Genomic DNA, 23,054 nt, shown 5'->3' with positions numbered 1-23,054 from the left:
GGCCGAATATTGTCCCGGACGGTCCGGTAAAGCCATATTATATACTCCGCGTCTCACCCAGGGGAGGATGGACGATTTGCGCGTAATAGACTTAGGCAGGCCGATCGAGGATTCTATGCAGGTGTTTCCGGGGGATATCTCTCCCGTGGTCGAAGAATTCGCGGAGATGTCCGACGCGGGATTCCGCACGAAAAAGATCACGATGTCGTCGCACACCGGCACCCACATGGACGCGCCGGCCCACATGCTCGCGGACGGCGCGCGCCTTGACGAGCTGCCGAACGATACCTTCTTCGGATTCGCGGTGATCGTGGACGTAAGCGGCCGCGCGGGCCGTGAGATCGAGAGCGCCGACCTGGGCCTCACGAAGGAGGAGATGGCGGCGGCGGATTTTCTGCTGCTCCACACCGGCTTCGAGGATAAAATGGGCAGCGGCGCTTACCTCAAAGATTTTCCCGTCCTCTCGCAGGAGACGGCGCGCCGCCTAACGGAGGCCGGGCTCAAAGGGATCGGCGTGGACGCGATATCGGTCGACCCCGTCGAAAGCGAGGAGTGCCCGATACATAAGATAATTCTCGGCGGCGGCATGGTCATTATGGAGAACCTGCGCGGACTGTGCCAGCTCCCCTTCAAAGTACCCTTCTGCCTCACCGCGCTGCCGCTGGCGCTCAAGGGAGCCGACGGCGCGCCCGTGCGCGTCATGGCCGTGCTTGAAAAATAGGGGCCGTAAGGGTAAGATTGAGACGATAGGCGATATCCAAAAACCTCCGGAGGTGTACATATTGAGAGATCACAACAAAAAACTGATGAAAAAAAGAAGGGGCTTCACCCTGATCGAAATAATGGTCGTAGTCGTTATCATAGGACTGTTATCGGCGCTCGTCGGCCCGCGGCTCATGGGACAGAGCGACGAGGCGAAGCGCAAGACGACGCAGACCCAGATCGCCCAGTTAGAGCAGGTGCTGGGCCTCTACTATCTCGACAACGGATTCTATCCGACCACCTCCCAGGGACTCGAGGCGCTTGTAAAAGAACCGACGATGCCGCCGGAACCGCTCAACTACAAGAAGGGCGGCTACATGAAAAAGGTCCCGAAGGACGCCTGGGGGCGCGAATTCGTCTACACCGCGCCCGGAGAACACGGCGACGTGGACATCCTATCCTACGGCGCGGACGGACAGGAGGGCGGCAGCGGCGCCAACGCCGACATCGCGAACTGGGATTAAATAATACCGCGGTGCTCAGAAAAGCTTGCCGATCATGGCAGGCGGCCAACGTAAAGGACGTGGATAAAATGAACAAACCACAGCTGATACTCAAAGCGATCAAAGAAAGCCTCATACCGCTCACGGAGAAAGAGGTGGCGGCGGGCAACCATGTATTCGGCGGCCTCGTGCTCGATAAGGAGAGCTGCCAGGTGATAACCGCGGGCAGCAATAACCGCCGGGAAAACCCCATCTATCACGGCGAGATCGACACAATCCGGCGCTTCTTCGCCGCCCCGGGCCACCCCGATCCCGCGAAGTGCATCTTCGTCGCCAGCCACGACCCCTGTTCGATGTGCATTTCGGCCATATCATGGGCCGGATTTCACGAGATATGGGTGCTCTTCGGCTACGACGACGTTGAAAAAGAGTTCGGCATGCCCGTCGACCTCATGATGTACAAAGAGCTCTTCGGCGCGGAGGGCGCGACGGACGATAATAAGTTCTTCCGCAAATACTACCTCAAAAAAGAGGCGGCGAAGCAGGAAAACGCCGCCGAACTGAGGAAAGAGATCGCGGAGATAGAAAAACTCTACGGAGAGATGCGGGTGGAGGACTTCGACTACCCCGGAATGTGATCAGGCATATCGGCGTCCCTCAAATGAGGGGCGCTTTTTTTGTTATCCGAGACAGGGAGTTCCCCCGATATAGACGGCGAAACCGCGCCGCCGCACAAAAAACGGCGCCTCTCACGTAAAGAGACGCCGCGCGATACCGTCAGAAACATCCTGTGCCAGGCAGATCCTACCTTTTGTTGTTCTTTATCCTCTTCTTTATCACGGGCGCCAGGGAAAGCCCCAGGAGGACAAGAAGGGCCGGCAAGGCCGACGCGGCGTTGCAGCCGCCGCTGCCTCCGCCGGAGCGTTCCTTCGCTTCAAAGGAGAGCGTCGTCGAGCAATAGGTCTTATTTCCCAGGTCCAGCATTGCCGCGACCGTGTTCCTTCCCGCGGAATCGGGAGTATAGGTAAATATGCCTTCTTTATCGCTGGGCGTCTCAAGTTTTTTGAGATTTTCAGGCCCCTCCTCGCCCTTAACGATGGGAGTGGTCTCATTTCCATATTCTATCTCCGCCCCCTCGCGCGGGCTCCCTTTATAGAGCAGTTTGAACTTGATCGGCACGCCGACTGTGGCCATGGCGAGATCGGACAGGGGAATGATCTCCGCCACTTCGCCGCCCCCGGCCGCTTTCGTTGAATGACCGTCGGCGGCGGTGTTGAAGATATGCTTGCTGTAACCCGTATAGACCATCTGTCCCGGAATATTCAGATTGGTGCGGCAGGCGGCGATCACCGTCCCCTCCTTACCGATCGGGGCGACCGCGCGGCGGGAGTCGATCCCCGTGACCTCGTCGCCGTCAGGGTCGTCGTAGGCGGCAAAGAGGTTTGTCAGGTCTGTCTCCGTGCCATCCTTATAAATCAGCCTGCCGTTCAGCATGTCAGCGTCGGGATCCAACTTCATGAAGCTGTAATCATACTGGGCCTGCTTTGTGATGTGTGTAAAAGAGACGATGACGGAATGTTCATTTCCTACCCCTGTGCGGGAGACCTTTGGTATGACGCTGAAATAATGAGCATCCGCCGCCGGGGGGCAGACGAACAGCGCGCATATGAGGGCGAGAGCGCCCGCGCCCGACTTATATTTCGCAGCCATTTTGAACAGCCTTTCCATAGTATATAATACCTCCTGAAGTTATTTAGTTAGCATATGCTAACTAAATAACTTATAACATTTGACTTTTCAGATGTCAATAGCGGCTCAGGGAAATAATAAATTTTTGCTTTTCATTTTTGATTCAGCGCATACCAGGCAACACATATGGCACAGTCGTGAGAAGCTGTATTTCCATAAGCTTGCAAGACCTCGCGCCGGAGAACAAAAAAGGAGCCTCAGCGAGGCCCCCTTTCGTCATGTCGAAGTTTTTTTACAGCATATCGGGGAGTTTGTCCCCGTATTCCGCCATCTCGCTTTCGTATGCCGCGAGCCTTTCGCGCGCGCGCGCGATCTGCGCCCGTACCTGGCGCGGCGAGGTGCCGCCGACGGTGTCGCGGCGTTCCATCGATCTGCGCGGCGAAAGCAGAGGGAGCAGTCCGGCCTCCGCCTCGGGTATCAGCCTCTGCCATTCGGCGAGCGTCAGCCCGTCCATCGGCCTGTTGTTTTCGATACACCAGCGCACCGCGTGGCCGACTTTCTCGTGGGCGCTGCGGAAGGGGACGCCGCGCAGCACAAGGTATTCGGCGACGTCGGTGGCGAGGATGAGGCCGTCGGCGAAGCCGCGGTTGGCCTTTTCCTCATCGATCTCCACCCGCGAGAGCAGCGCCGGGAGGACGGAGAATATCCCGTTGAGACAGTCGAGAGTGCGGAAGAGGCTGCGCTTGTCGTCCTGCAGGTCGCGGTTGTAGGTGAGCGGGATGCCCTTAGTCATCGTCAGCAGGTCGACAAGCGCGCCGGAGAGCTGCCCCGATTTGCCGCGCAGTATCTCCAGCACATCGGGATTCTTCTTTTGCGGCATGATGCTGGAGCCGGTGCAGAAGGAATCCGGCAGTTTGACCCAGCCGAATTCAGTCGTGAAGTAGATGATAAGGTCCTCTGAAAGGCGGCTGACGTGGCCTCCGAAGACCGCGGCGAAGTAGAGGATGTCCATAAAATGGTCGCGGTGGGCGACGGTGTCCATGCTGTTTTCCGTGAGGCGGGAGAAGCCCATGTCGGCGCGCGTGAACTCGCGGTCGAGCGGCAGGGTGGAACCGGCCAGCGCGCCGCAGCCGAGCGGCGATTCATCGACGGAGTCATAGGCGGCAAGCAGGCGCTTCGCGTCGCGCATAAAGGCCTGCGCGTGGGCCATCCAGAATTGCCCCATCGATATCGGCTGCGCCTGCTGAAGGTGTGTGTAGCCGGGAACGACGATGTCGGCCTGCTCTTCGGCCTTTTTGATAAGCACGGATATCAGCGACTCAAGACCCTCCCAGATGCCGAGCAGCTCTTTGCGCAGGTATAGGCGCACGGTTGTGTTGACCTGGTCGTTGCGGCTGCGCCCCATGTGGAGGCGCGCGCCGGTGGCGCCGCACTTTTCGATGAGGCGCGACTCAATGTTCATGTGTACGTCCTCAAGCGACACCTTCGGCGTGAAATCGCCGCTCCTGATCTCCTCCGCGATCCCGCGCAGGTTCTCTTCTATCGTCTCGGCCTCTTTCGCGTCGAGAAGCCCGGTGTGCGCCAGCATCCTCACGTGCGCGACGCTCCCGCGGATGTCCGCGAAGGCCATGCGCCAGTCGAGGTCCAGCGACTGGGTAAAGTTTATGACTGCTTCGTCCGTATCCTGTGCAAAACGGCCCTTCCACATTTTAGCCAGCTCTCCTTCCAAGTATCAGGCAAGTTCTCTGATCTGTTCAATAAAGCTGGCATGAATTATACATCATCATGCCGGGATAATGACAGGCATCCTCTATCGCGCGGTGCCGGCGGAAGCGGGGTCACAGTTCGCCGTCGTCTGGATGCGTCTCTTCGCCGCACTCTTTACCGGCGATCTTCCTCTTGAGCCTCTCTATCCGGTGCAGGAGGTTCTTTCGGTCCTCTTCCCACTGGCGGTCTTTAAAGATGCGGTGGCTTTCAAGCCAGCGCAGCGCCTCCGTCGCGTGGGCCAGGGCCTCTTCGCAGCGGCGGAAGCGGTGCTCCTCTATCTTCGCCATCGCCTCGAGTGTGCGCACGGGACGGCGTTCCGTTTCGAGCGATTCTTCGTAATAACGATAGGCGGATTCGTAATTTCCCGCGGCACGCTCCGTCTCCGCCAGGCGCAGCAGAGCGAGATGGCGGTCGCGGCTGAAGTCCAGCGCGCCCTCCCAGGCCGCGCGCGCCTCCGCCTGAAAGCCCTTCGCGGCCCAAAGGTCGCCGGCGCGTATCATATCCGCCGCACAGGAGCATTCGCCGCGCGCCATCTCCGCGATGTGGATCTGCAGCGCCGCGAGCGAGACTATGTCGAGGGTGTTGTGGTAAAAGATGCCGCGCAGCGGCCCGGCGTCCTGTGTACGGAGGAACTGGGTGTACATCCACGGTATCTCGCTTCCGGGGACGTCCTCGCCGCCGCGGCGCAGGCCGAGGACGTTTCTCTCGATAGACGAGAGGGAGCAGGAGGAGAGTCTTCCCTTGTAGAAATGGCGCGAGAGCGTCAGCAGGTCCATGTGCTGCGCTCCGTTCCACGAGGGGACGGCGCGCGCCAGCGTGTAGCGGGTGCGCAGCAGCGGCAGGTCGAAGGCGCGGCCGTTGTATGTCACAAGGCCGTAACGTTCCGGCAGCTCCGCCTCGATCGCGGCGAGCCAGCTTTTTTCCCAGGCGGGGCCGGCGAGGAATAGCTGCACGACGCGGAAAGAGGCCGCGCCGCAGAGTCCGAGGCCGATGAGGAAGGCGTATGTTCCCGTGCCGCCGGAGAGTCCCGTCGTCTCCGTATCGAGGAAGACCGGGGCGGCGTTTCCGCCCCAGTGGCAGAGAACCCGCCCGCTCTCCTCGGGGGAGGCGAGCATCTTCTTGCCGTACCAGCGGCCATATTCAAACTCCCGCTCCATGCGGTAGACGCCGCGCGCGATCCACCGTCCCTCCGGCAGCCCGTCGATGTCGAGCTCTCTCGGAAGGTTCTGCGGTCCCGGCTCTATCTTTCCCTCCGCCCGCGGCAGAAGTCCGTCGAGCCGTCCGAATTTTTCAGGAGAATTTCTCTGTGGACGCGCCAATTATTTTCTCACCAGATCTATCACCACAATCTCCGGCGGGGCCATGAGCCTCACTGGGGGGCCGACATATCCCGCGCCGTTGCTCGTATATAGCATACTGCCGTTTTTCAGTTTTTTAAAGCCCCGCGAATGCCCGCGAAAGAACAGCCGCGAAGAGATGATCGGGAAAAGCTGCCCCCCGTGGGTGTGCCCCGACAGCTGCAGGTCGAAGAGCCCCTGCGTGCCGATCTCGACGACGGGGCGGTGGCGCAGCAGCAGGATAAATTTGTCGCGGAAACGGCTCTTCGTATTGACGATGACCGTCTCCGAACGCGAAAGGCCCCATTTATCCTCGCAGAGATGGTCGCGGTCGTCCACTCCGACGACGACGATGCCGCCGGCGCAGACCGATTCCCCGCGCAGCACGCGCATCCCGGCGCGGCGCATGAATTCAAGCGCCTTGTCTATTCCGTCGTAGTAGTCGTGGTTGCCGGTGACGGCATAGACTCCGTATTTTGGCCTGATGCGGCGAAACATCGCTATTTCGCGTCCGCGTCCCTCGAGAGAGCCGTCGGCGACGTCGCCCGTCACAAGCACCATGTCGGGATCGGCCTCACGCACGCGCCGCAGTATCTGCGCCAGCAGCTTGACGCCGGTGTAGGGGCCGAGGTGGAGGTCCGTCAGCTGTACGATGCGCAGCCGCTCTTCGCCGGGCGGCAGCTTTTCCGTCTCCACCGTGATTTTAGTCGTCTGTATCGTGTGCGCCTGCTTCACCCCCAGCGCGATGAGGCAGAGGGAGAGGGCGAACGAGGCCGCCAACTCCGCCCATGCGGGCAGCCCGCCGCCCAAAAATCTTCCCGCCGTTTCAAGCGCGATGAGGGTGAAAAACGCGTACAGCACAAACAGCAGCCAGAGGCTGCCGGCTCTGTCCGTCCAGCGGCGCAGCTGCGCGTGGTGGAGGCGCTTCGTCCTCCGCGCGAGGTATGAGAGGCCCGTCATCGCGAAGCAGAGCATCAGCCAGATGACGCCGGCGGTGCCCTCGGGCTGCGCCTCGTTTATGGTGAGGAATATGTAAATGTAGATGACCGTGACGATGGCGGCACAGGCCGCCCAGAAGGCGGGATGCTCGGAGAAACGCCGCTCAAAGACCCTGTCGTTCATGCTATATCTGCGCCGAATAGAGGCGTCCGAAGGATTCCAGCAGTTTTTGCCAGAGCGGCCGTTTCTCCCATTCGCCGATGTGAAGCTCTTTGCAGCGTTTCATGTCGGTCTCGAACTGACGCGCGAAGGATTCCGCGATCTCCCGGTCATAGATGAAGAGCTGATTTTCAAAGTTGATGTCGAGGCTGCGGACATCCATGTTGCAGGTGCCGACCGAGGCGATGCAGCTGTCGGAGACGACCGACTTCGTGTGGATGAAGCCGTCCTGATACTGGAAGACGCGCACCCCCGCGCGGAGCAGCGGCTCGATGTTGCTGCGGCTGCCCCAGAAGACGAGAAAATGGTCCTTGACCGATGGCATCATCACCCGGACATCGACGCCCGAGAGCGAAGAGGCGATCAGCGCGTTCATCAGCTCAGGCCCCGGCACAAGGTAGGGTGAGGTCACCCAGACGCGCTTCTGCGCGCGTGAGATCATCCCGTAGTAACCTTTGGCGATCGAGTGCCAGACGCTGTCGACGCCGCTCTCCACGACCTGCAGCGGAATGACCGGCAGAGCGGAGTAGTCGTCTTTGACCGGCAGGCCGTTCAACGTTATGTTGAGGTCTTCGCAGATCGCCGCGGGATCGTCGGCGGAGCGCACGCACCAGTCATGGAGGAATATATTATGCAGAGCCGCCACCGCCTCTCCCTCAAGACGCACAAAGGTGTCGCGCCAGAAGCCGAGGTGCCCCTTGCCGTCGTATTCCTCGCCGATGTTGATGCCTCCCGTGAAGGCCACCTTGCCGTCCGCCACCAGTATCTTGCGGTGGTTGCGGAAGTTCATCTTGCGGCGGAAGAGAGGCAACGAGACCGGCATGAAAGAGCGGCACTCGACGCCGCCCTCCTCGAGCTCCTTCACAAATCGGGCCTTGAGGCTCCAGCTGCCGACAGCGTCATAGAGCACGCGGACCTTCACGCCGCGCCGCGCCGCCTCCATGAGCATGCCGCCGATCCTGCGTCCGAGATCGTCGTCGCGGATGATGAAAAATTCCATGTGGATAAATTTCTCCGCGCCCGCGATCGCCGCCTCTATCGCGGGGAAGGTCTCGGCTCCGTTTATCAGGATCTCAACGCGGTTCCGCACGAGGAGGTCGGCGCCGCTGCAGGCGTGCAGCATACTGCCGATGAGGAACTGGTCCTCGGTAGCTTTTTTGAAGGGGGAATGGTCGAAGCCGTATTTTTTCGCCGGACGGAAGAGCCTCCTGTTGCGTATGCTCTGCAGGTCGGGGCCGAGGATGAGGTAGAGGATGACGCCGAAGACGGGGACAAAGACGAGCACGAGCATCCAGAGTATCGTGCGGTCGGGGTTCTGTCCCTCCATGAAGATGATGAAGGCGATAATGATGGAATAGGCGATGACGATGTGCCACATATAGCTCTCCGCCGTGGCGACGACCGTATCAAGCGTACGCGTGAAGTGCTGCGTCACGCCCAGCCCCTCCTCCGTCAGAACGAAAAACCCCGCGAGCGTGTCTATTATCGTCGGCAGGAAGCCGAGCAGGAAGGCCGCGATCAGCGCCCATACGATCCATTTGCCGATTTTGTTCATCTTGTCAGTCCACCATCCTTTTTCTTTAGCATATTATATGCGAAGAATTATTCAATCGGCAGAAAATATGTTCTTTAGGCGGGGCGGGGGCATCAGGTCTTTTAATGAAAACACCGGGCGGCCGGCTTTCATGCGCCGGCTCCCGCTCTTTAGGCGCAAGCGCGCGCGGCGGGCAAAAAACAGGGCCCGGGCGTACCGGCCCGGGCCTCTCTCTGCGCGGAGGCGCTCTTTATTGCGAAACGCTCTCTATGAGGTTAGCTATGTGCCTCTTCATCGTGAGCTCCGCGAGCTCGGGGTCTCTCGCCTCGATGGCCTCGAATATCTTCCGGTGCTCGCTGTTGTAAATATGCCCGGCGTCGCGGCGGATCTTCTCAAAGGCCCGGCCGTATTCCTCTTTCTTGCGAAGCAGCTCGACGATCGCCTCAAGTATCTGGTTATGGCTCGCCGCGGCCAGCGTGCGGTGAAATTCGTCGTCGAGCGCGGAGACGGGGGCTCCGCGCTTCGCGAGGCGCTCCTGCTCTTTCACAACTGCGCGCAGCGCCTCGGTCTCCTCCGCGGAGGCCCTCCGCGCCGCCAGCCGCGCGACGGTGGTCTCCACCGGCAGGCGCGCCTCGAGAAGATCCAGCAGATAATTCTTGTCGGTCCTCTCGAAGACGTCGAGAAAGCCCTCGGTCCACTTATCGTGCCAGCGCATCTCCTCCAGCTCGCGCAGCCGCTTCTCCCCGTCTGCGGAGATGGCGCGCCCCTGGTTGCTTCTCTTCTCCGTATAGCCCGCGCAGTCCATGTCCCGCAGGACGCGTCCCACCGTCGCCTCGGCCATGGAAAAGCCCTTCTTCTCCAAAAAGCGCTGCACCGACCCGGCTCCGGCCGGTTCGTTCGTCTCCTTGAGGAAGAGAAGTATGTTGTATATTACGTTATCGTGAGACTGAAGCACATCAAACACTCCCATGTCCGTGACGTATCCGGCCCATGCAGACAGTATGCGACAGCCGCCGGTCATCAAATATGATGAGTTAAGGATACCTAATACGGGCGTATATTGCAAGCCCGTTTAAAGGAGCCGCTGATTATATGCGTGATCTGATGTGACTATCAGCTTCGATGACGGGAGTCACAGATTCCCTATTTCAGCTGCGCGCCACAGGCGGCCGCATTTGACGGACAAACCGGCCGATTCGCGCGAAATCAAAGATATCGGCTCTCCGGACGTAATCAGCGGACATAGTATTGCGTTTTCTTAACTGTCTTTTTCGCCTGGAGGAGCCTCGCTCCCTCCGTTATCCGGCTGCCCGCAGTATATTTTAAGCTCACCGCTTCGCAGAGGTGAGGCGCCTCGCGCCGCTCGGAATATCCAGCCGCGCCGGGTTCTCATGGACCTTGCCGTCGACGGTGATCTTGTTGACCGCCAGTTTCGGCCTCGCCTCGTTTCGCTTGTCGGCCAGGTGTATCCCCGTATCGGCGATCAGCATCAGCCTGCCGCGCGGGCCGTGCTTTATATCGAAGATGCCGCTCGATACCGGGACCGGCAATCCAAAGGAACGAATCTCTCCGCCGTGCTCCAGGTCCATATAGAAGAGACCTTTGCCGGCGCTTATTCATATGCCGTTGTGTTTCCCGTCGTAGAGCAGGCGAAGTATCACATCGGCGCCAAGGCCGTCCGCCTTCGTGAAGTTTTTCATCACGCCGCCGCGCGCAACGGAGAATATCCCCCCGCCGTCGGTGCCGAGATAGAGAGTGCCGTCTTCGTCCTCGCAGGCGGAGAGTATCGTAAGGTTCGCCAGCCCGGACCTGCCGTCCAGGACCCGGACGATCTTTTCACCGCGTATAATGGCCGCGCCGCTGTTCGTGCCGGCGACGATGTCCCCGTTAGAGAGCTCCATCGCGAGGCGGACCTTGTCGTCAGGCATTCCATCCGCTCTGCGGTAGCGTTTGATCTTTCCGTCGGGCGAGACCCGGATCAGCCCTTTCTCGGAATAGGTGCTTATCCAGAGCCGCCAGAAAAATTTTTCGCATAGCAGCACCCCCGGGATAAACATTTTGAAAACATTATAAGTGTCAACCGGCAGATACGTTTATATATAAATATAAATAAAATTTTACAGTCCCGCCGCCGCGGCAGGCGTGATATATAATATGGGAAACTGGCTGAAGGGAAGACCGGATCGATGAAGCGCGGCTTTTTTCTGACACTTTTGTTGCTCTGTACGCTCTGCGCCGCTCCGCGCGCCGAGGCGGTAAAGATATCCATCGAGATACCCTCCGTGCGCGAGACCGTGCTTGCCTCGGGGCGCGACTTCTACGTCGCCGGACGCATCGACCGCGAGGGAGTTCCCGCCGCCGAGCTGCCCGTCGACATCCGAGTCGAGGTGGCGGAGGCGGGGCTGATGCGCGACGGCGTCAGGATACCGCTGCGCGCCGTCGAAAGCCGCGTGGATAAGGCGAGCGGCCTGACGCCGCGCCGCGATATTTGGTTCCGCTACGAGGGCAAGGCCCCCTGGACCAAGCTCCCGCCCGACGAGCTGATGGCCTCGCCGCCGCCGGACCTCGTCTATCGCCACGGAGATCCGCAGTCCTTTTACGACCCGCGGCTCAAGGCGGCGGTGACGGAAAACGGCTACGCGGCGCTGATACAGGGCGGCTGCACGAAAGACTTCGACAGCGGCTATAAAAACCTCTACAAAGACGACCTCGAATGGAAATACTTCCGCGTGACCGTATCCGCCGTATCCGGCGGCAGGGTCCTCGCGGAGCGGCACGTCGACGTGATGCTCGGCTCGGTGCCGGACAAGATGCTCGCGCGCTTCTCGCCCGCCGCGCACATGAAAAAGGTGACGGACTTTGCCCATGAAAAGGGTTACCGGATATATGGCGACCCCTTTCCCGGCTACTGGTTCCGCGACCTTGACGGTGTCTATGAGATACCCCTGCGCTGGCGGCTCAACGACGGCCTTGAGTATGCCTCGGGACGCGTCCACGCCGTGCTCTACAACATCCCTGAAAAACGCAGCGCCTCGCAGGAGGTCGAGTTTGGCCGCATCGCCTTTGAAGGACGCCTCTTCCGCGACGACGAAGTCTGGTTCTATTTTTACGACGCCGGCGAACCGTCGCTGAAATATTCCGCCTGGGACGGCGAACACGTTAAGGAGGGAAGGATAACGAAGCTCGATGAGGGCGAACGGCTGCGCTTCACGCGCGCGGAGCTCGGCTCCAGGCCGGAGAAATACTTCCCCACGGAGAACGCGGGGCGCGTCGACTGGAACGTCTATGACTCGGTAGCCGCGGCCCCCGGGGAGGCGGTGACGTTCTTCGGCGTCACGCCGCCGATACAGCCGCCGCTATCCGAGGTGGAGCAAAACGACGACGGCACCTTTACGATAAAAAACCGTATCGCGAAGATACGCTACCGCTTTGAGGAAAAAAGTCTCGGAGAGGTGATAGAAAAGGAGCTGCCGACGGGGCTCGAACGCTGCTATGACCCGCGCGACGAAAAATGGACCTCGCCCTCGATATATGAATTCCGCCACACGATAACGCTGCCGGGAACCGCGAAAAAACGCCTCTACACCGTGACGGTCGAGGCCTTCGACAGCCGCGGAGCCCCGGTGGACGGCACGGAGGCGATGTTTTACCTGTGGGTCAGGTGAGGGACGCACCGTCTGTTGAAACAGCGCGCCCGATGTGCGGAACGGCCAACGCGGATCACGGCGCTGCCGGCCGCCCCGTCTCTTTATCGTCCAAAGCGCCGGAGCCCGGCCGCCATGATCGCTGAAAACGCGGCAAAGAGGGCGGCGAGACAGATGAGCGAATTTGCGCATCCCACCATGCCCATGACCAGGGAAAATAGCGGCGGCCCGAAGCACAGCCCTACGCCGAAAAACAGATAGTACGCTCCCGAGATGGTACCTTTGAGCCTCTCGTCGACCGTCTCGTTCAGGAATATCATAGAGGCCAGGTAAAAGACCCCGAGTCCCGCGCTCGCCAGCGTGAGCGCGGCCAGCAGCCGGATCGAAAAAAGGAACGGAGCCGCCGCGGTCCCGATCGCGGCGAAGAGAAGGCCAAGCGCCATGAAGCGGCTTGGGCCGAACCGGTCGGAGGCCCTTCCCGTCGTGAGCTGGGCGATACTTATCGCGATGTAGAAGAGCGAAAAAAACGCGCTGACAAGCGAGTGTCCAAAACATTTCTCGCTCATCAGGAACACGGGCAGCGCCGTTACGAACACTCCGTAGCCGGCCCCGTAGACGGTTATGCCGATGAGCGTGAGCAGCGCCGCGCCATCCCGCGCCATCTCCCGCACTCCTGAGAAATCGACCTTGCCGGGAGACTCCCCGTTGGGGCGGACATCCTCCACAAGCCAGAGCGTCAGCACCGCGCCGGCGAGGCAGGCGAAGGCGTAGAGCAGGAACATATTCTCATAGCGCCACCTGTTTATCAGGAAGACGCTAAGTATCGGCCCGGCCGTAAGTCCGACGTAACATATGGCGTTATAGAGGCCTATGGAGGACCCCTTGTCCGATGAGAATTTCACCGAGAGCAGAGCCGGGGCCAGCGCCCAGACGGGAGCCTCTCCCGCGCCCTGGATCAGACGCCCGAGAAAGATCATTATTGAGCCTGAGGAAAAATAATAGCCAAGTCCCGCGAAAAAGCAGAGCAGGTATCCCAGCGCGATAAACCGCTTGAACCCGAACCTGTCGGCCAGCGCCCCGACCGGGACCTGAAACGCGATATACGACAGAGCGAACATCGAGGCCACGTAGCCGACGCGGCGGCCGTCCCCGTCAAAGTCGATGATACGCTGCGGAAAAAGAGCGACTATCATGCCCACGCCTATCATCATCAAAAACGCCGGAAGATTGAGCCCTATCACAGTTCTGTCTTTTCTCATCCGTTCCAGTCCAGCCCCTTCCAGATGCGCCGTATTTATTACGGCAAAACCAACCACTCAACCTAAGTGGATTATATTAAGAGGGCGCGCTTTTGAATATTGCGCCGGCTGTTAAAGTCAATTGGTGAAATATGAAAAAATGTCGGGTAAAATAATGACCCCGAATAGGGGAAATGTGAACGGCCGTCCGGGGATGGCCGTTACCTCACGGCGGGGCGTATCGGCGCGATAAGGCTGACCGTCGTGCCGGCTCCCGGTTCCGATATGACGTTGAACTGGCCGCCAATGGCCGACATGCGCTCCCGTATGCTGAAGAGCCCCATGCCGGAGGTGGTGGAGGGGAGGTTGTCCCCGGACTGGTCGAAGCCGACGCCGTCGTCCCTGACGAAAAGCTGGACCTTCTTCGCTCCCCAGCGTGTCATGACGAGTACGTTCCGCGCCTTCGCGTGCTTGGCGACGTTCACGAGTATCTCATGCGCCATCTGATAGAGGAGCACCTTCGTATCCTCCGCGATGCGGATCTCGGTCCCCTCCGAACGGAAGTCGCATTTGACGCCGTTCGTCCCGAACATGTGGCCGCAGCACGCCTCAAGCGTCGCGTCCAGCCCCGCCTCGTAGAGCAGCGGCGGGCTTATTTCAAAGGTGAAGGAGCGAGTGTTCTCGATGAGCTTCTCCATGCGGCTGATGTTGTCGGCGAGCAGCTCCTTCGCGTCGCGCCCCTCCGTTTTTTCACGCAGCGACCGCAGTGAGTTCAGCATCGTTACCATCTCGAAGCCGACGCCGTCGTGCAGCGTGTTCGCGATGTCGCGGCGCGTGCGTTCCTCCGCGAGGGTAAGCCGCGTCGTGAGCTTTTGCAGCAGTTCCTGTTTTTCGATCAGGTTCAGCCTGCTTTTATGCCACTCGCTCAGATCGCGGACGATGGCCACCACCCTTCCGGCCACGGGAGAAAAGGCCAGGAGGCTGACATAATAGCCTGTGCGCCGGACGCACATCCCTTCGCAGCAATCCGCGGTACCGGTCGCCGCGACTTTAAGCATACACTTCATCCACGGTTCCTCTGTCTCGTCGCGGCAGACTTCGGTGTACCGCCTGCCAATGATCTCTTCCTGCGCAAAATCGTTGAGTTCCAGATAAGCCCTGTTGACCCTGTCGTAGATAAGGTCGACAGGTTCATCACCGCCTCCCGTTACGTGATAGACCGCCACGGGAGCGTAAATGCTCGTAAAGATCGCGTTGAGTATGGCGTCATTCTTCATCAAGATTCACCAGCCCCGAATACAGCGCGTAACTCGTGAGCTCGCGCAGGTTTTTACAGTCGAGCTTCCGCATTATATTGCGCCGGTGCGCGTCGACAGTGTTGCGCGTGATGCAGAGTTTTTTTGCGATCTCGTAGGCGTCGAGCCCCCCGGCAACGAGAGCCACGATCTCGCACTCCCTCGGTGAAAGGTCGCCGCGGCGCGCCTCCGGGATCGACGGGATGTTGAGCTTCCGTATATAGTCGCGCACCAGCAGCGTCGTTATCTTTGAGTCCAGGTATATGTCGCCGGCGAGGACCGTCTTCACGGCGTTTATAAGTTCATCGGGTTCGGCCTCCTTGAGCGCGTAACCGTCGGCTCCGGCCTTTATGACCTCCATTATCATGCGCAGATCCTTGTGTACGGAGAGGACGAGTATCCTGACCTCCGGCAGTTCGGCCCTTACCGCCCGCGCCGCGTCTATGCCGTCCATCTCCGGCATGGTTATGTCGAGCACGGCAAGGTCGGGTTTGAGCCGCCTTATGAGCCGCAGGGCCTCGGCTCCGTTGCCCGCGCGGCCGACTATCTCGTACTCGCCGGTCGAAATCAGCAGCCCCGCTATGCCCTCGATGACGAGCCTATGGTCATCCGCTATGACGATGCGTTTCTTCATGCCGCCCCTTCCCCCTTATCCTCGCCTATAGTTTCCCTCTAACCGCATAAAAAGTAAATGCCGCTGCCCTGTGCCGCATGTAATACGGGGTTGACAATCGCGCGAATCATTACTACAATGTTGCCCATATTTGAAGAAGGAGGAGCAGACATGAGATTCAGCGCTGGATATTTTGCCAACAACATGATGATGTGCATGTACACTCAGGGCTCCTCTTGTGATTTGCCGGACGCCTAGAGCGCCGCGTGCGTAAAATCATAAGACCGGGCCCTGCGGCTCGGTCTTTTTTTGTGAAGAGGAACTTTTATAAATTTTAAGATTTTGTGCGAAGGATGGTTTTGCATGATCGAAATCAACAGTCTGGGGAAATACTTCGGCGACCATAAGGTGCTCTCCGATATCTCCCTCAAAGTGGACAAGGGCGACGTCTTCGGCATAGTCGGCCATTCGGGCGCGGGCAAGTCGACGCTTCTGCGCTGTCTCAACGGGCTCGAAAGCTACACGGAGGGTAGCGTGCGCGTGGGCGGCAAAGAGGTAAGGGACCTCGACGAAAAAGAGCTGAAGCTGCTGCGGCGCGACATGGGGATGATCTTCCAGAACTTCAACCTCATGAACAGAAAGGATGTCTTTGAAAACATCCTCTTCCCCCTCAAAGTATGGGGCACCCCTAAAAGCGAGGCCGAGTCAAGGGTGAACGAACTGCTCGAACTGGTCGGCCTCACGGGGAAAAGGCACGAGAAGGTGCGCAACCTGAGCGGCGGACAGAAGCAGCGCGTCGGCATCGCGAGGGCGCTGGCGCTGAATCCCGAGATACTGCTCTGCGACGAGGCGACCTCCGCCCTCGACCCGAAGACGACGATCTCGATACTCGAACTGCTGATGGATATCAACAAGAAGCTCAACGTTACGATCGTCGTCGTCACGCACCAGATGGAGGTCGTGAAGATGATCTGCAACAAGGTCATCATCCTCGACGGCGGCGAGATCGTCGCCTCCGGCGAAACGGACAAGCTTTTCCTCGCCCCGGGAGAGGAGCTGCGCAAGCTCATCACCGACGACTACGCCGTCATCCCCTCCGGCACGAACATCCGCCTGATGTTCCCGCGCGAGGTCGCCAACGACAGCATCATCACCAATATGGCGCGCGACCTCAACATAAACTTCTCCATCGTCGGCGGACGCATCGAAAAGTACCGCGAGACGGTGATGGGCTTCCTCATCATCAACGTCGCCGATAAAGACGTGGCGAATATCGAAAAATGGCTTGGTGAAAACAAGATGTACTGGGAGGTAATGAAAAATGGGCAGTGAGCTTGCCGCGGCGCTTTGGGAAACTCTATACATGGTGGCGGTGTCGACCCTTTTCTCGGGGATATTCGGCTCCGGCGTGGCGATCCTGATGATAATAACGGGCCCCAACGGATTGAAGCCGAACAAGGCCGTCTACGGCGTGCTCGACGTGGCGGTGAACCTGCTGCGCTCCTTCCCCTTCATCATCCTGCTGATCGCGATAATCCCGCTGACGCGCCTTATCGCCGGCACCTCGATCGGCAGCACCGCCTCGATCGTACCGCTGACGATCGCGGCGACCCCATTCGTCGCGCGCCTCATGGAGGGCAGCCTGCTTGAGGTCGACCGCGGCGTCGTCGAGGCGGCGAGATCCTTCGGGGCCTCCACCGCACAGATAATCTTCGGCGTGATGATCAAAGAGGCGATGCCCGCGATAGTCCTCAACTGGGCGATAGTCGCGATAAACCTCCTCGGCTACTCCGCGATGGCGGGCGTCGTCGGCGGCGGCGGACTCGGCGACCTGGCGATAAAATACGGCTACAACCGCTTTCAGACGGACGTCATGGTCTACTCCGTCGCGATCCTGATCGTGATCGTTCAGGTGATCCAGTACGCCGGAAATTACATCTACGAGAAGATCAGGTAACGGAGGTGGTGTCGGATAGAATATGAGATGATCCTCAGCACCGCGCGCACCGAAGTCCCTGATAACCGCCAAGACAAAAAATAAAAAGGAGAGTAAAAAATCATGAAAAAAATCGCACTCGCACTGCTAGCAGCACTGATCATCCCCACCGCGGCCCTCGCCGCCGGCAAAGAGATCAAGGTCGGGGTCACCCCATTCCCGCATAAGGACATCATGAACGTCGTCAAACAGCTCGTAGCCAAAGAGGGCTATGACCTCAAGATCGTCGAATTCACCGATTATGTGACGCCGAACACCGCGCTCGCCGAAAAGGCCCTCGACGCGAACTTCTTCCAGCACGTGCCCTACCTTGAGAATACGAACAAAGAGAAGGGCTACGACCTCGCCTGGGTCGCGAAGATCCACATCGAGCCGCTCGGACTCTACTCAAAGAAGATCAAGAAAATAGGCGAGCTCAAGAAGGGCGCGCAGGTAGCCATCCCCAACGACGCGACGAACTGCGCCCGCGCGCTGCGCCTGCTTGAAAAGAGCGGCCTGATCAAGGTCAAGGCCGGAGAGCTCGTTACGGCAAAGGACGTCACCGAGAACCCGAAGAACCTCAAGATCCGCGAGCTTGACGCCGCCCAGCTGCCCCGCACCCTTCAGGATGTCGACGCCGCCGTCATCAACACGAACTTCGCCGTCGAGGCCGGCCTGATCCCCGCGAAAGACGCGATCGTGATCGAGGGCAAAGACTCCCCCTACGCGAACGTCCTCGTCGTGCGCGGCGCGGATAAAGACACCCCCGCGGTGAAGGCGCTTGTAAAGGCCGCCAACTCCAAGGAAGTCAAAGAATACATCAATAAAAACCTCGTGCCGAAGGGGATCGTCGCCGCGTTCTAAGGCCTCCGTCCCGCGCCGCACAAATAAAACAGGACGCGCCCTCCGGGAAAAGACGGGAGGGCGCGTTTCATATCAAGCGAACGGCAGGCGTTCAGGTCAAAGAGTCACCAGGATCGAGCCGCCTACGGCCAGCGCTATCCCCGCCCACTGCGCGGGGCGCAGCCGCTCCTTATAAACCAGCATCGCGAGCACCGAGGCGATTATCGGGTTAGAGGCCCCGATCGGCGTGGCGACGGCAGGGGAGACATATTCCAGAGCGCTTGAATAAAACCAGGCGCCGAAGCCCAGCGAGCACGCCCCCGCCAGCAGCCCGTAGAGAGAATCCCTTTTGAGAAACACCCGCCAACCGTCGAGATCCCGCTTGACCGTCAACAGGCGGAAAAACCAGATCAGAAAGGCGATCGAGAAAAAGGTGACGCCGCGTCCCAGCACGACCGTCGCGGGAGTGAGCCCCTCCACAAGCAGCTCATTATTAAATAGAAGCCCGGCGGCCCAAAAAACGCTGGCGAGGGAGGCATAGACAAGCCCCGAAGCGGAGAGTTTGCCCTCATCCCGGCCGGTGCGGCAGAGCAGCGCGACCCCGGCGACGACAAGAAGCGTGCCGGTCACGATCGCCGGCGTGAGCGGAGAGCCGAAAAAGAGATGCGAGGCGAACGCCACAAGGATCGGATATGAGCTCGCGATCGCGGAGCCGCGCGCGACGCCGAGGCGGTGCAGCGCGAAGAAGAGAAAGACGTCGCCGATAACGTTGTTGCAGAGCACGAGGGCGATAAATACCAGCGCCTCCGAAGCCCCAAGCTGTTCCACGTTCGCGCCCTGTACAAGAGACACCAGGCCGACGGCGCAGACAAGGCCGCCGCAGGAACGCATCAGCGACATCTCAGAAGCGTCCAGCCCTCTTATCCCACGCAATAAAAACGCCGTGCTGCCCCAGCAGAAACAGGTAATGACACTCAAAAAAATCCCATAAAGCACGATATCACCGGCATATCATAAATTTAATTGATGCGCGATCTCACAGGCGATTATATAATATCAGAATAACCGCCGCTGTCATCACCACAAAAACACGGCGGAGCAAAAAGTAAAGAGAGGTACAACATGAAACTGAAAAAAATAACGATGATCGCCGCGGCCGCCGCCATTCTTGTCATGGCTCTCGCGCTGCAGGCTCTCGCGCTGGACTTCAGCGCCGAATTCGTTGAAAAAGACGGAGACTCCGTGCGCAAGGGGAAAATATACATGACGGGGCAAAAGTCCCGCTTCGAAATGGAGGGCATGGACTCAATAGAGGTCACGCGCGCCGACAAGAAGGTAATGTGGATCATCTTCCCCAAAAAGAGAGTCTACGTGGAAGAGGAATTCTGGGGCGTCATTCCCGGGGACGTCAAAGAAACAAACGCCGCGAAAGACACCGGAGACCTCTCGCGCAAAGACCTCGGCTACGAGATGGTGGACAGCTACCGCCTCAAAAAATTCCTCGTGACGGTGAAATACAACAAAGGCGAAACGCAGGACCAGTACTACGAATGGCACCGCAGCGGCTTTCCCATCCCCGTAAAGATGGAGTCGCTGAACGGCTCCGCCTCCTACGAATACCAAAAAATAAAGACGGCCCCGCAGGACCCCAACCTCTTCAACGAGCCCAAGGGCTATAAAAAGATCACCATCGACGAACTGGAAAAGCTAGAGGCCGAGTGGGCGAAGGAGAAGAAAAAGTAAGAGACGCGGTAAAGGGCGAAATGGTACGGAGGCGAAGTGACAATGATATTGAAATAAGATAAGAAAATCAAACGACTTATTTCAATGTAGGTTGCTTCAATGAAATAACAGTGTAACCGCTCTGCTCGCTGATTAAAGAACTCCAAGCCGGCACGGATTTTATGTGCCGGCTTGGAAATTGATGAATCTGTCCTAGAAAATATTACCTTTTTCTGCGCCAAGCAAAGGGCAGCAGCGCGGCCAGGGCGATGACCCCGATTCCGGCATCGCACCCTCCGCCGGAACCGCCGCCGCTTGTGCCGGGTTTTACCGTCACTTTACAGGTCACGGTCGCGGTTCCGTCACTTACTGCGATATCGGACGTCCCCGCGGCCAGCGCTTTGACAGTTACCTCCGCGCCGGAACCTTCGATCGCCGCTACGGATTTGTCGCCACTCTGCCAGGAGAGTGCCGCTCCCGCCGCATAGCCCGACGCTTTCAGGGAAGCGGATTCTCCGACAAACAGCGTGAGTTCCGTGGCGGACAGAGTTAGCTTTTCCTTATTTACCGTGAGCACCGCGGGATCAAGAATCGCGCCTTTAGCCGGGTCAAGGTCATACTCGCTGTTATCCGCGACGGCGAGATTGATGAGATATTCGGTTCCCGCGCTCGGCGAGCCGTTGAGGTCGACGGCTTTGCCGTCAGCGGCCGTAACGGTGAATTCGCCGGATTTTATCTTTTCCGGAACGCTCTGAAGGGCAAACTTCAGCACCTTGCCTGGTATTATCTTGCAAAGTACAAGATCGCTGAACTTCTTGGAGGAGAATTCATCCAACCTTGCCTTAAATGAGATCAGCGCCGTTTTATCCGCCGAGACGGCGCTCTTGATCACCGGCATCGATTTGATGAGATCGGTATCGACCGTACCGCTGATGTCGCTCGACAGGACCGCCGAGATAAATTTCGACGAGGTGACGACGAGCTCTCCGTTAGGCTGTTTTTCAACGAGAACAGCAACGTTGGCCGGGAGTTCTTCGATTGTATTCACCGCCTGCGCTTTTACTGGAATAACACCTTCACTTTCCGGTTTGACGGGAGGCTTTACCGGTTCCACTTTCTTCACGACAACGCTGCCTTTGACAGAGGCCCCTTCGCCGACTTCAAGACTGTTATTGAGAACTAGAGTCATCCCTTCGTCCACTATGAGCGTACCGTCGATCTTCGCGTTTCCAAGCACCGGGTTGCCGGTATCTCCCGTCGGATCTTTGGAAATACGGAGAGTGCTGCCCTTTTCTACGACTAACGTGACTGTTTCTTTATCTCTGTCGTCATCAGAATAGAGCTGTGACAGTGATCTGTTGAATGTCACATTGCTTCCGTTCTTGAAAATTATTTCGTCAAACAGAAACGTCCTTGCGCCGGTTACGCCTTGAACGTTATCGTAAATAAGGCGCGACGTGCCCACGACAGAATTGTCGTAAAAGCCAAGGTTACCGGGCATATCATCGTCACGTTCACGCCCCTGGCCACCCAAAGCGGTGTTATTCATAAGCTTTGATATATTGGTAATGTTCTTGAATGTGATGTTGCCGTCGCCCTTTACGTCGTTTGAGATTGTTTTGTTGTTTTTGCGGAACCCCCCCGCACTGATGTGTGTCCAATCTTTTTCCGGATTCTGCGGCTTTATCACGTTGAGGGCCGCATCACCGCTAATGACGATATTCGTGCTGCCTAGTATCTCAGCCGTTGCCCCAGCTCCCCTGATATTCGAGCCGCCGAATATACGGCAAACACCTTTGCCTGTGTAACCAGCGGATGGCTCAACAAGGATATATGTATCGCCGCTAACGACATTGATGCAAACCATTGTTGGATCGTCGAGATCATAATTAGAACCAGAGACGCCGCCGCCCGTAATCATCGCGTCGCCGGGGGCGCTGATATCACGAATCTCCACATATGTCTTGGCGGTGTAGGCTTTAGCGTGCTGAGATGCGTAGCATCCGGCATAGGCGTTGCCAATGGAGCCATTCTTAAAAAGCAATTCACTGCCGCCATCTATGACACAGGTCGAGCTATCCGACGCTCTTCCTCCACCTCTGACATTTGTCGCGCTGGCTTTTTTATTGTCAATAAGCACATACGTTTTGCCCTTAGTTACTACTTTTGAACGTCCTTGTACATCGCTTCCGCCAATGACAAAACTAATATCTCTGTCATTATCTCCCAAATCCCAAGGAGCATTTATCATTACACTTGAATCGCCATGAATGGTATGAATCTTTATTCCATCATTTCCTATTGCGCTACCACCATAAAGGTTGATATTTTCATCCACATCTTTATCAGGCGTAAATGTAGGTGATTCACCTTGAAGCACTAATAACGTACTGCCTTGAATATCTCCGCCGTAGCTGGCATAGAGGCTGGCTCCGCCAAAGAGCGATATGCCGCCGTTGTCCAGATCTATCTTCGCGTTTTTATCTCCAGTCACAACAAGTTTTGTATCGCCTTTAATATCCAATGGCTCGTTATAACAATCCTTACCGCCGTAGGCGTTAAACCATCCTCTGTTCGGGTCCGTCTTTTTGAAATCAAAATCTCCAGAGATTATGAGGTTCAACAAAGTATTATCGGACGATATCCCCCAGATCGCCATTTCCACATTGTCCCAAGCCCCATATAGTGAGGCTGTTTCAACGTTGTGAAGCCATCTGTCGTTATCGTCCTGTACCGGAATGGAAATGTCCCTTGTTGTCCCGTCCTGTTGTTTGACCAGGACGCCTCCTGTGCTGACGGCCGCGGTTGACACGACCGCCGTCAGCAGAGCGCATAATGCGGCAAAAATCAAAATGCTCCTCTTCATATAAGTACCTCCTTATCGTTTGAACCAACTTTCACCGAAACGCCCTTTTGCCGCGTCCGTCATACATTGAGGAAATATTGACTGTTTTTCGCATCACCTTCGTTTATATGATGGTTTGACGAATACTTTTTCTGACTTTATGAAACGTATGGCCGCATACGCAGCGCT

Annotated in this window: 22 protein-coding genes; 8 read left to right on the top strand and 14 right to left on the bottom strand. The window is 58.0% G+C overall.

Annotation, left to right across the window (positions count from 1 at the left end; all coding sequences use genetic code 11):
• Positions 1 to 76 precede the first annotated feature (76 nt).
• The 3 genes from CLOEV_RS01140 to CLOEV_RS01130 all read left to right on the top strand — a co-directional run bounded on the left by CLOEV_RS01140 (position 77) and on the right by CLOEV_RS01130 (position 1,843).
• On the top strand, positions 77 to 721 hold the full coding sequence (locus CLOEV_RS01140) for a cyclase family protein (RefSeq protein ID WP_034445021.1): 645 nt from the start codon (positions 77 to 79) through the stop codon (positions 719 to 721).
• A gap of 61 nt (positions 722 to 782) precedes the next feature.
• Entirely contained in the window at positions 783 to 1,226 is a 444-nt protein-coding gene (gspG, locus tag CLOEV_RS01135; protein WP_008709381.1) for a type II secretion system major pseudopilin GspG, read from the top strand.
• Positions 1,227 to 1,294: 68 nt separating this feature from the next.
• Complete coding sequence (locus CLOEV_RS01130; RefSeq protein ID WP_034441401.1) at positions 1,295 to 1,843, top strand: tRNA-specific adenosine deaminase; 549 nt, start codon at positions 1,295 to 1,297, stop codon at positions 1,841 to 1,843.
• A gap of 166 nt (positions 1,844 to 2,009) precedes the next feature.
• Here the strand turns inward: CLOEV_RS01130 and CLOEV_RS01125 are convergent, their stop codons facing one another.
• The 8 genes from CLOEV_RS01125 to CLOEV_RS01090 form a co-directional block, all read right to left on the bottom strand.
• Positions 2,010 to 2,933 carry a DUF4198 domain-containing protein gene (locus CLOEV_RS01125; RefSeq protein ID WP_008709379.1) on the bottom strand — a complete coding sequence of 308 codons (924 nt, stop codon included), beginning with the start codon at positions 2,931 to 2,933 and terminating at the stop codon, positions 2,010 to 2,012.
• A gap of 253 nt (positions 2,934 to 3,186) precedes the next feature.
• Positions 3,187 to 4,602: an argininosuccinate lyase gene (gene argH, locus CLOEV_RS01120; protein ID WP_034441399.1), complete on the bottom strand. Its 1,416-nt coding sequence runs from the start codon at positions 4,600 to 4,602 to the stop codon at positions 3,187 to 3,189.
• A gap of 130 nt (positions 4,603 to 4,732) precedes the next feature.
• Entirely contained in the window at positions 4,733 to 5,980 is a 1,248-nt protein-coding gene (locus CLOEV_RS15600; protein WP_051484793.1) for a ribonuclease H-like domain-containing protein, read from the bottom strand.
• A complete protein-coding gene (locus tag CLOEV_RS01110; RefSeq protein ID WP_008709376.1) occupies positions 5,981 to 7,120 on the bottom strand; it encodes a metallophosphoesterase in 1,140 nt (379 codons plus the stop codon).
• A gap of 1 nt (position 7,121) precedes the next feature.
• Positions 7,122 to 8,711 (bottom strand): cardiolipin synthase, encoded by a 1,590-nt coding sequence (cls, locus tag CLOEV_RS01105; protein WP_051484791.1) that lies wholly within the window; start codon positions 8,709 to 8,711, stop codon positions 7,122 to 7,124.
• A 229-nt stretch (positions 8,712 to 8,940) separates the two neighbouring features.
• Positions 8,941 to 9,645, bottom strand: a complete 705-nt coding sequence (locus CLOEV_RS01100; protein WP_050805849.1) for an FCD domain-containing protein — start codon at positions 9,643 to 9,645, stop codon at positions 8,941 to 8,943.
• A gap of 373 nt (positions 9,646 to 10,018) precedes the next feature.
• The gene (locus CLOEV_RS01095) at positions 10,019 to 10,279 is read right to left on the bottom strand and encodes a hypothetical protein (RefSeq protein WP_034441398.1); all 261 of its coding nucleotides are present in this window, start codon (positions 10,277 to 10,279) and stop codon (positions 10,019 to 10,021) included.
• Positions 10,280 to 10,306: 27 nt separating this feature from the next.
• On the bottom strand, positions 10,307 to 10,747 hold the full coding sequence (locus CLOEV_RS01090; RefSeq protein ID WP_034441396.1) for a two-component regulator propeller domain-containing protein: 441 nt from the start codon (positions 10,745 to 10,747) through the stop codon (positions 10,307 to 10,309).
• A gap of 129 nt (positions 10,748 to 10,876) precedes the next feature.
• Here CLOEV_RS01090 and CLOEV_RS01085 point away from each other — a divergent pair, with 129 nt between their 5' ends.
• Complete coding sequence (locus CLOEV_RS01085; protein ID WP_034441395.1) at positions 10,877 to 12,355, top strand: hypothetical protein; 1,479 nt, start codon at positions 10,877 to 10,879, stop codon at positions 12,353 to 12,355.
• A gap of 83 nt (positions 12,356 to 12,438) precedes the next feature.
• On the opposite strand, the gene CLOEV_RS01080 is transcribed toward CLOEV_RS01085, so the two are convergent.
• The 4 genes from CLOEV_RS01080 to CLOEV_RS16675 form a co-directional block, all read right to left on the bottom strand.
• A complete protein-coding gene (locus tag CLOEV_RS01080) occupies positions 12,439 to 13,593 on the bottom strand; it encodes an MFS transporter (protein ID WP_034441393.1) in 1,155 nt (384 codons plus the stop codon).
• 200 nt (positions 13,594 to 13,793) lie between these two features.
• Positions 13,794 to 14,849 carry a sensor histidine kinase gene (locus tag CLOEV_RS01075; RefSeq protein WP_034441391.1) on the bottom strand — a complete coding sequence of 352 codons (1,056 nt, stop codon included), beginning with the start codon at positions 14,847 to 14,849 and terminating at the stop codon, positions 13,794 to 13,796.
• A complete protein-coding gene (locus tag CLOEV_RS01070; protein ID WP_034441389.1) occupies positions 14,839 to 15,501 on the bottom strand; it encodes a response regulator in 663 nt (220 codons plus the stop codon). The genes CLOEV_RS01075 and CLOEV_RS01070 overlap by 11 nt, the downstream gene beginning before the upstream one ends.
• A gap of 38 nt (positions 15,502 to 15,539) precedes the next feature.
• Positions 15,540 to 15,698: a hypothetical protein gene (locus CLOEV_RS16675; RefSeq protein WP_156938338.1), complete on the bottom strand. Its 159-nt coding sequence runs from the start codon at positions 15,696 to 15,698 to the stop codon at positions 15,540 to 15,542.
• Positions 15,699 to 15,843: 145 nt separating this feature from the next.
• Here CLOEV_RS16675 and CLOEV_RS01065 point away from each other — a divergent pair, with 145 nt between their 5' ends.
• The 3 genes from CLOEV_RS01065 to CLOEV_RS01055 all read left to right on the top strand — a co-directional run bounded on the left by CLOEV_RS01065 (position 15,844) and on the right by CLOEV_RS01055 (position 18,319).
• Positions 15,844 to 16,812 carry a methionine ABC transporter ATP-binding protein gene (locus CLOEV_RS01065; RefSeq protein WP_034441388.1) on the top strand — a complete coding sequence of 323 codons (969 nt, stop codon included), beginning with the start codon at positions 15,844 to 15,846 and terminating at the stop codon, positions 16,810 to 16,812.
• Entirely contained in the window at positions 16,802 to 17,437 is a 636-nt protein-coding gene (locus CLOEV_RS01060; protein ID WP_008709340.1) for a methionine ABC transporter permease, read from the top strand. Before CLOEV_RS01065 ends, CLOEV_RS01060 begins: the two co-directional genes overlap by 11 nt.
• A gap of 102 nt (positions 17,438 to 17,539) precedes the next feature.
• Positions 17,540 to 18,319 carry a MetQ/NlpA family ABC transporter substrate-binding protein gene (locus CLOEV_RS01055; RefSeq protein ID WP_008709339.1) on the top strand — a complete coding sequence of 260 codons (780 nt, stop codon included), beginning with the start codon at positions 17,540 to 17,542 and terminating at the stop codon, positions 18,317 to 18,319.
• Positions 18,320 to 18,415: 96 nt separating this feature from the next.
• Here CLOEV_RS01055 and CLOEV_RS01050 read toward each other — a convergent pair whose 3' ends face one another.
• Positions 18,416 to 19,294: a DMT family transporter gene (locus tag CLOEV_RS01050; protein ID WP_083829556.1), complete on the bottom strand. Its 879-nt coding sequence runs from the start codon at positions 19,292 to 19,294 to the stop codon at positions 18,416 to 18,418.
• A 126-nt stretch (positions 19,295 to 19,420) separates the two neighbouring features.
• Here CLOEV_RS01050 and CLOEV_RS01045 point away from each other — a divergent pair, with 126 nt between their 5' ends.
• A complete protein-coding gene (locus CLOEV_RS01045) occupies positions 19,421 to 20,041 on the top strand; it encodes a hypothetical protein (RefSeq protein WP_034441385.1) in 621 nt (206 codons plus the stop codon).
• Positions 20,042 to 20,243: 202 nt separating this feature from the next.
• Here CLOEV_RS01045 and CLOEV_RS01040 read toward each other — a convergent pair whose 3' ends face one another.
• The gene (locus tag CLOEV_RS01040; RefSeq protein ID WP_084482139.1) at positions 20,244 to 22,886 is read right to left on the bottom strand and encodes a Synerg-CTERM sorting domain-containing protein; all 2,643 of its coding nucleotides are present in this window, start codon (positions 22,884 to 22,886) and stop codon (positions 20,244 to 20,246) included.
• Between the last annotated feature and the right edge of the window lie 168 nt (positions 22,887 to 23,054).

The sequence above is a fragment of the Cloacibacillus evryensis DSM 19522 genome, from assembly GCF_000585335.1.
GTDB classification, from domain to species: Bacteria; Synergistota; Synergistia; order Synergistales; family Synergistaceae; genus Cloacibacillus; species Cloacibacillus evryensis.
This window is presented reverse-complemented; position numbering and strand designations above follow the sequence as displayed.

Bases quoted from the DNA above. Each gene is read 5' to 3' on its own strand.
- CLOEV_RS01130 (WP_034441401.1), top strand. From the start codon at position 1,295: ATGAACAAACCACAGCTGATACTCAAAGCGATCAAAGAAAGCCTCATA.
- CLOEV_RS01125 (WP_008709379.1), bottom strand. From the start codon at position 2,933: ATGGAAAGGCTGTTCAAAATGGCTGCGAAATATAAGTCGGGCGCGGGC.
- argH (WP_034441399.1), bottom strand. From the start codon at position 4,602: ATGTGGAAGGGCCGTTTTGCACAGGATACGGACGAAGCAGTCATAAAC.
- CLOEV_RS01110 (WP_008709376.1), bottom strand. From the start codon at position 7,120: ATGAACGACAGGGTCTTTGAGCGGCGTTTCTCCGAGCATCCCGCCTTC.
- cls (WP_051484791.1), bottom strand. From the start codon at position 8,711: ATGAACAAAATCGGCAAATGGATCGTATGGGCGCTGATCGCGGCCTTC.
- CLOEV_RS01095 (WP_034441398.1), bottom strand. From the start codon at position 10,279: ATGGACCTGGAGCACGGCGGAGAGATTCGTTCCTTTGGATTGCCGGTC.
- CLOEV_RS01090 (WP_034441396.1), bottom strand. From the start codon at position 10,747: ATGTTTATCCCGGGGGTGCTGCTATGCGAAAAATTTTTCTGGCGGCTC.
- CLOEV_RS01085 (WP_034441395.1), top strand. From the start codon at position 10,877: ATGAAGCGCGGCTTTTTTCTGACACTTTTGTTGCTCTGTACGCTCTGC.
- CLOEV_RS01080 (WP_034441393.1), bottom strand. From the start codon at position 13,593: ATGAGAAAAGACAGAACTGTGATAGGGCTCAATCTTCCGGCGTTTTTG.
- CLOEV_RS01075 (WP_034441391.1), bottom strand. From the start codon at position 14,849: ATGAAGAATGACGCCATACTCAACGCGATCTTTACGAGCATTTACGCT.
- CLOEV_RS01070 (WP_034441389.1), bottom strand. From the start codon at position 15,501: ATGAAGAAACGCATCGTCATAGCGGATGACCATAGGCTCGTCATCGAG.
- CLOEV_RS16675 (WP_156938338.1), bottom strand. From the start codon at position 15,698: ATGCACATCATCATGTTGTTGGCAAAATATCCAGCGCTGAATCTCATG.
- CLOEV_RS01065 (WP_034441388.1), top strand. From the start codon at position 15,844: ATGATCGAAATCAACAGTCTGGGGAAATACTTCGGCGACCATAAGGTG.
- CLOEV_RS01060 (WP_008709340.1), top strand. From the start codon at position 16,802: ATGGGCAGTGAGCTTGCCGCGGCGCTTTGGGAAACTCTATACATGGTG.
- CLOEV_RS01055 (WP_008709339.1), top strand. From the start codon at position 17,540: ATGAAAAAAATCGCACTCGCACTGCTAGCAGCACTGATCATCCCCACC.
- CLOEV_RS01045 (WP_034441385.1), top strand. From the start codon at position 19,421: ATGAAACTGAAAAAAATAACGATGATCGCCGCGGCCGCCGCCATTCTT.
- CLOEV_RS01040 (WP_084482139.1), bottom strand. From the start codon at position 22,886: ATGAAGAGGAGCATTTTGATTTTTGCCGCATTATGCGCTCTGCTGACG.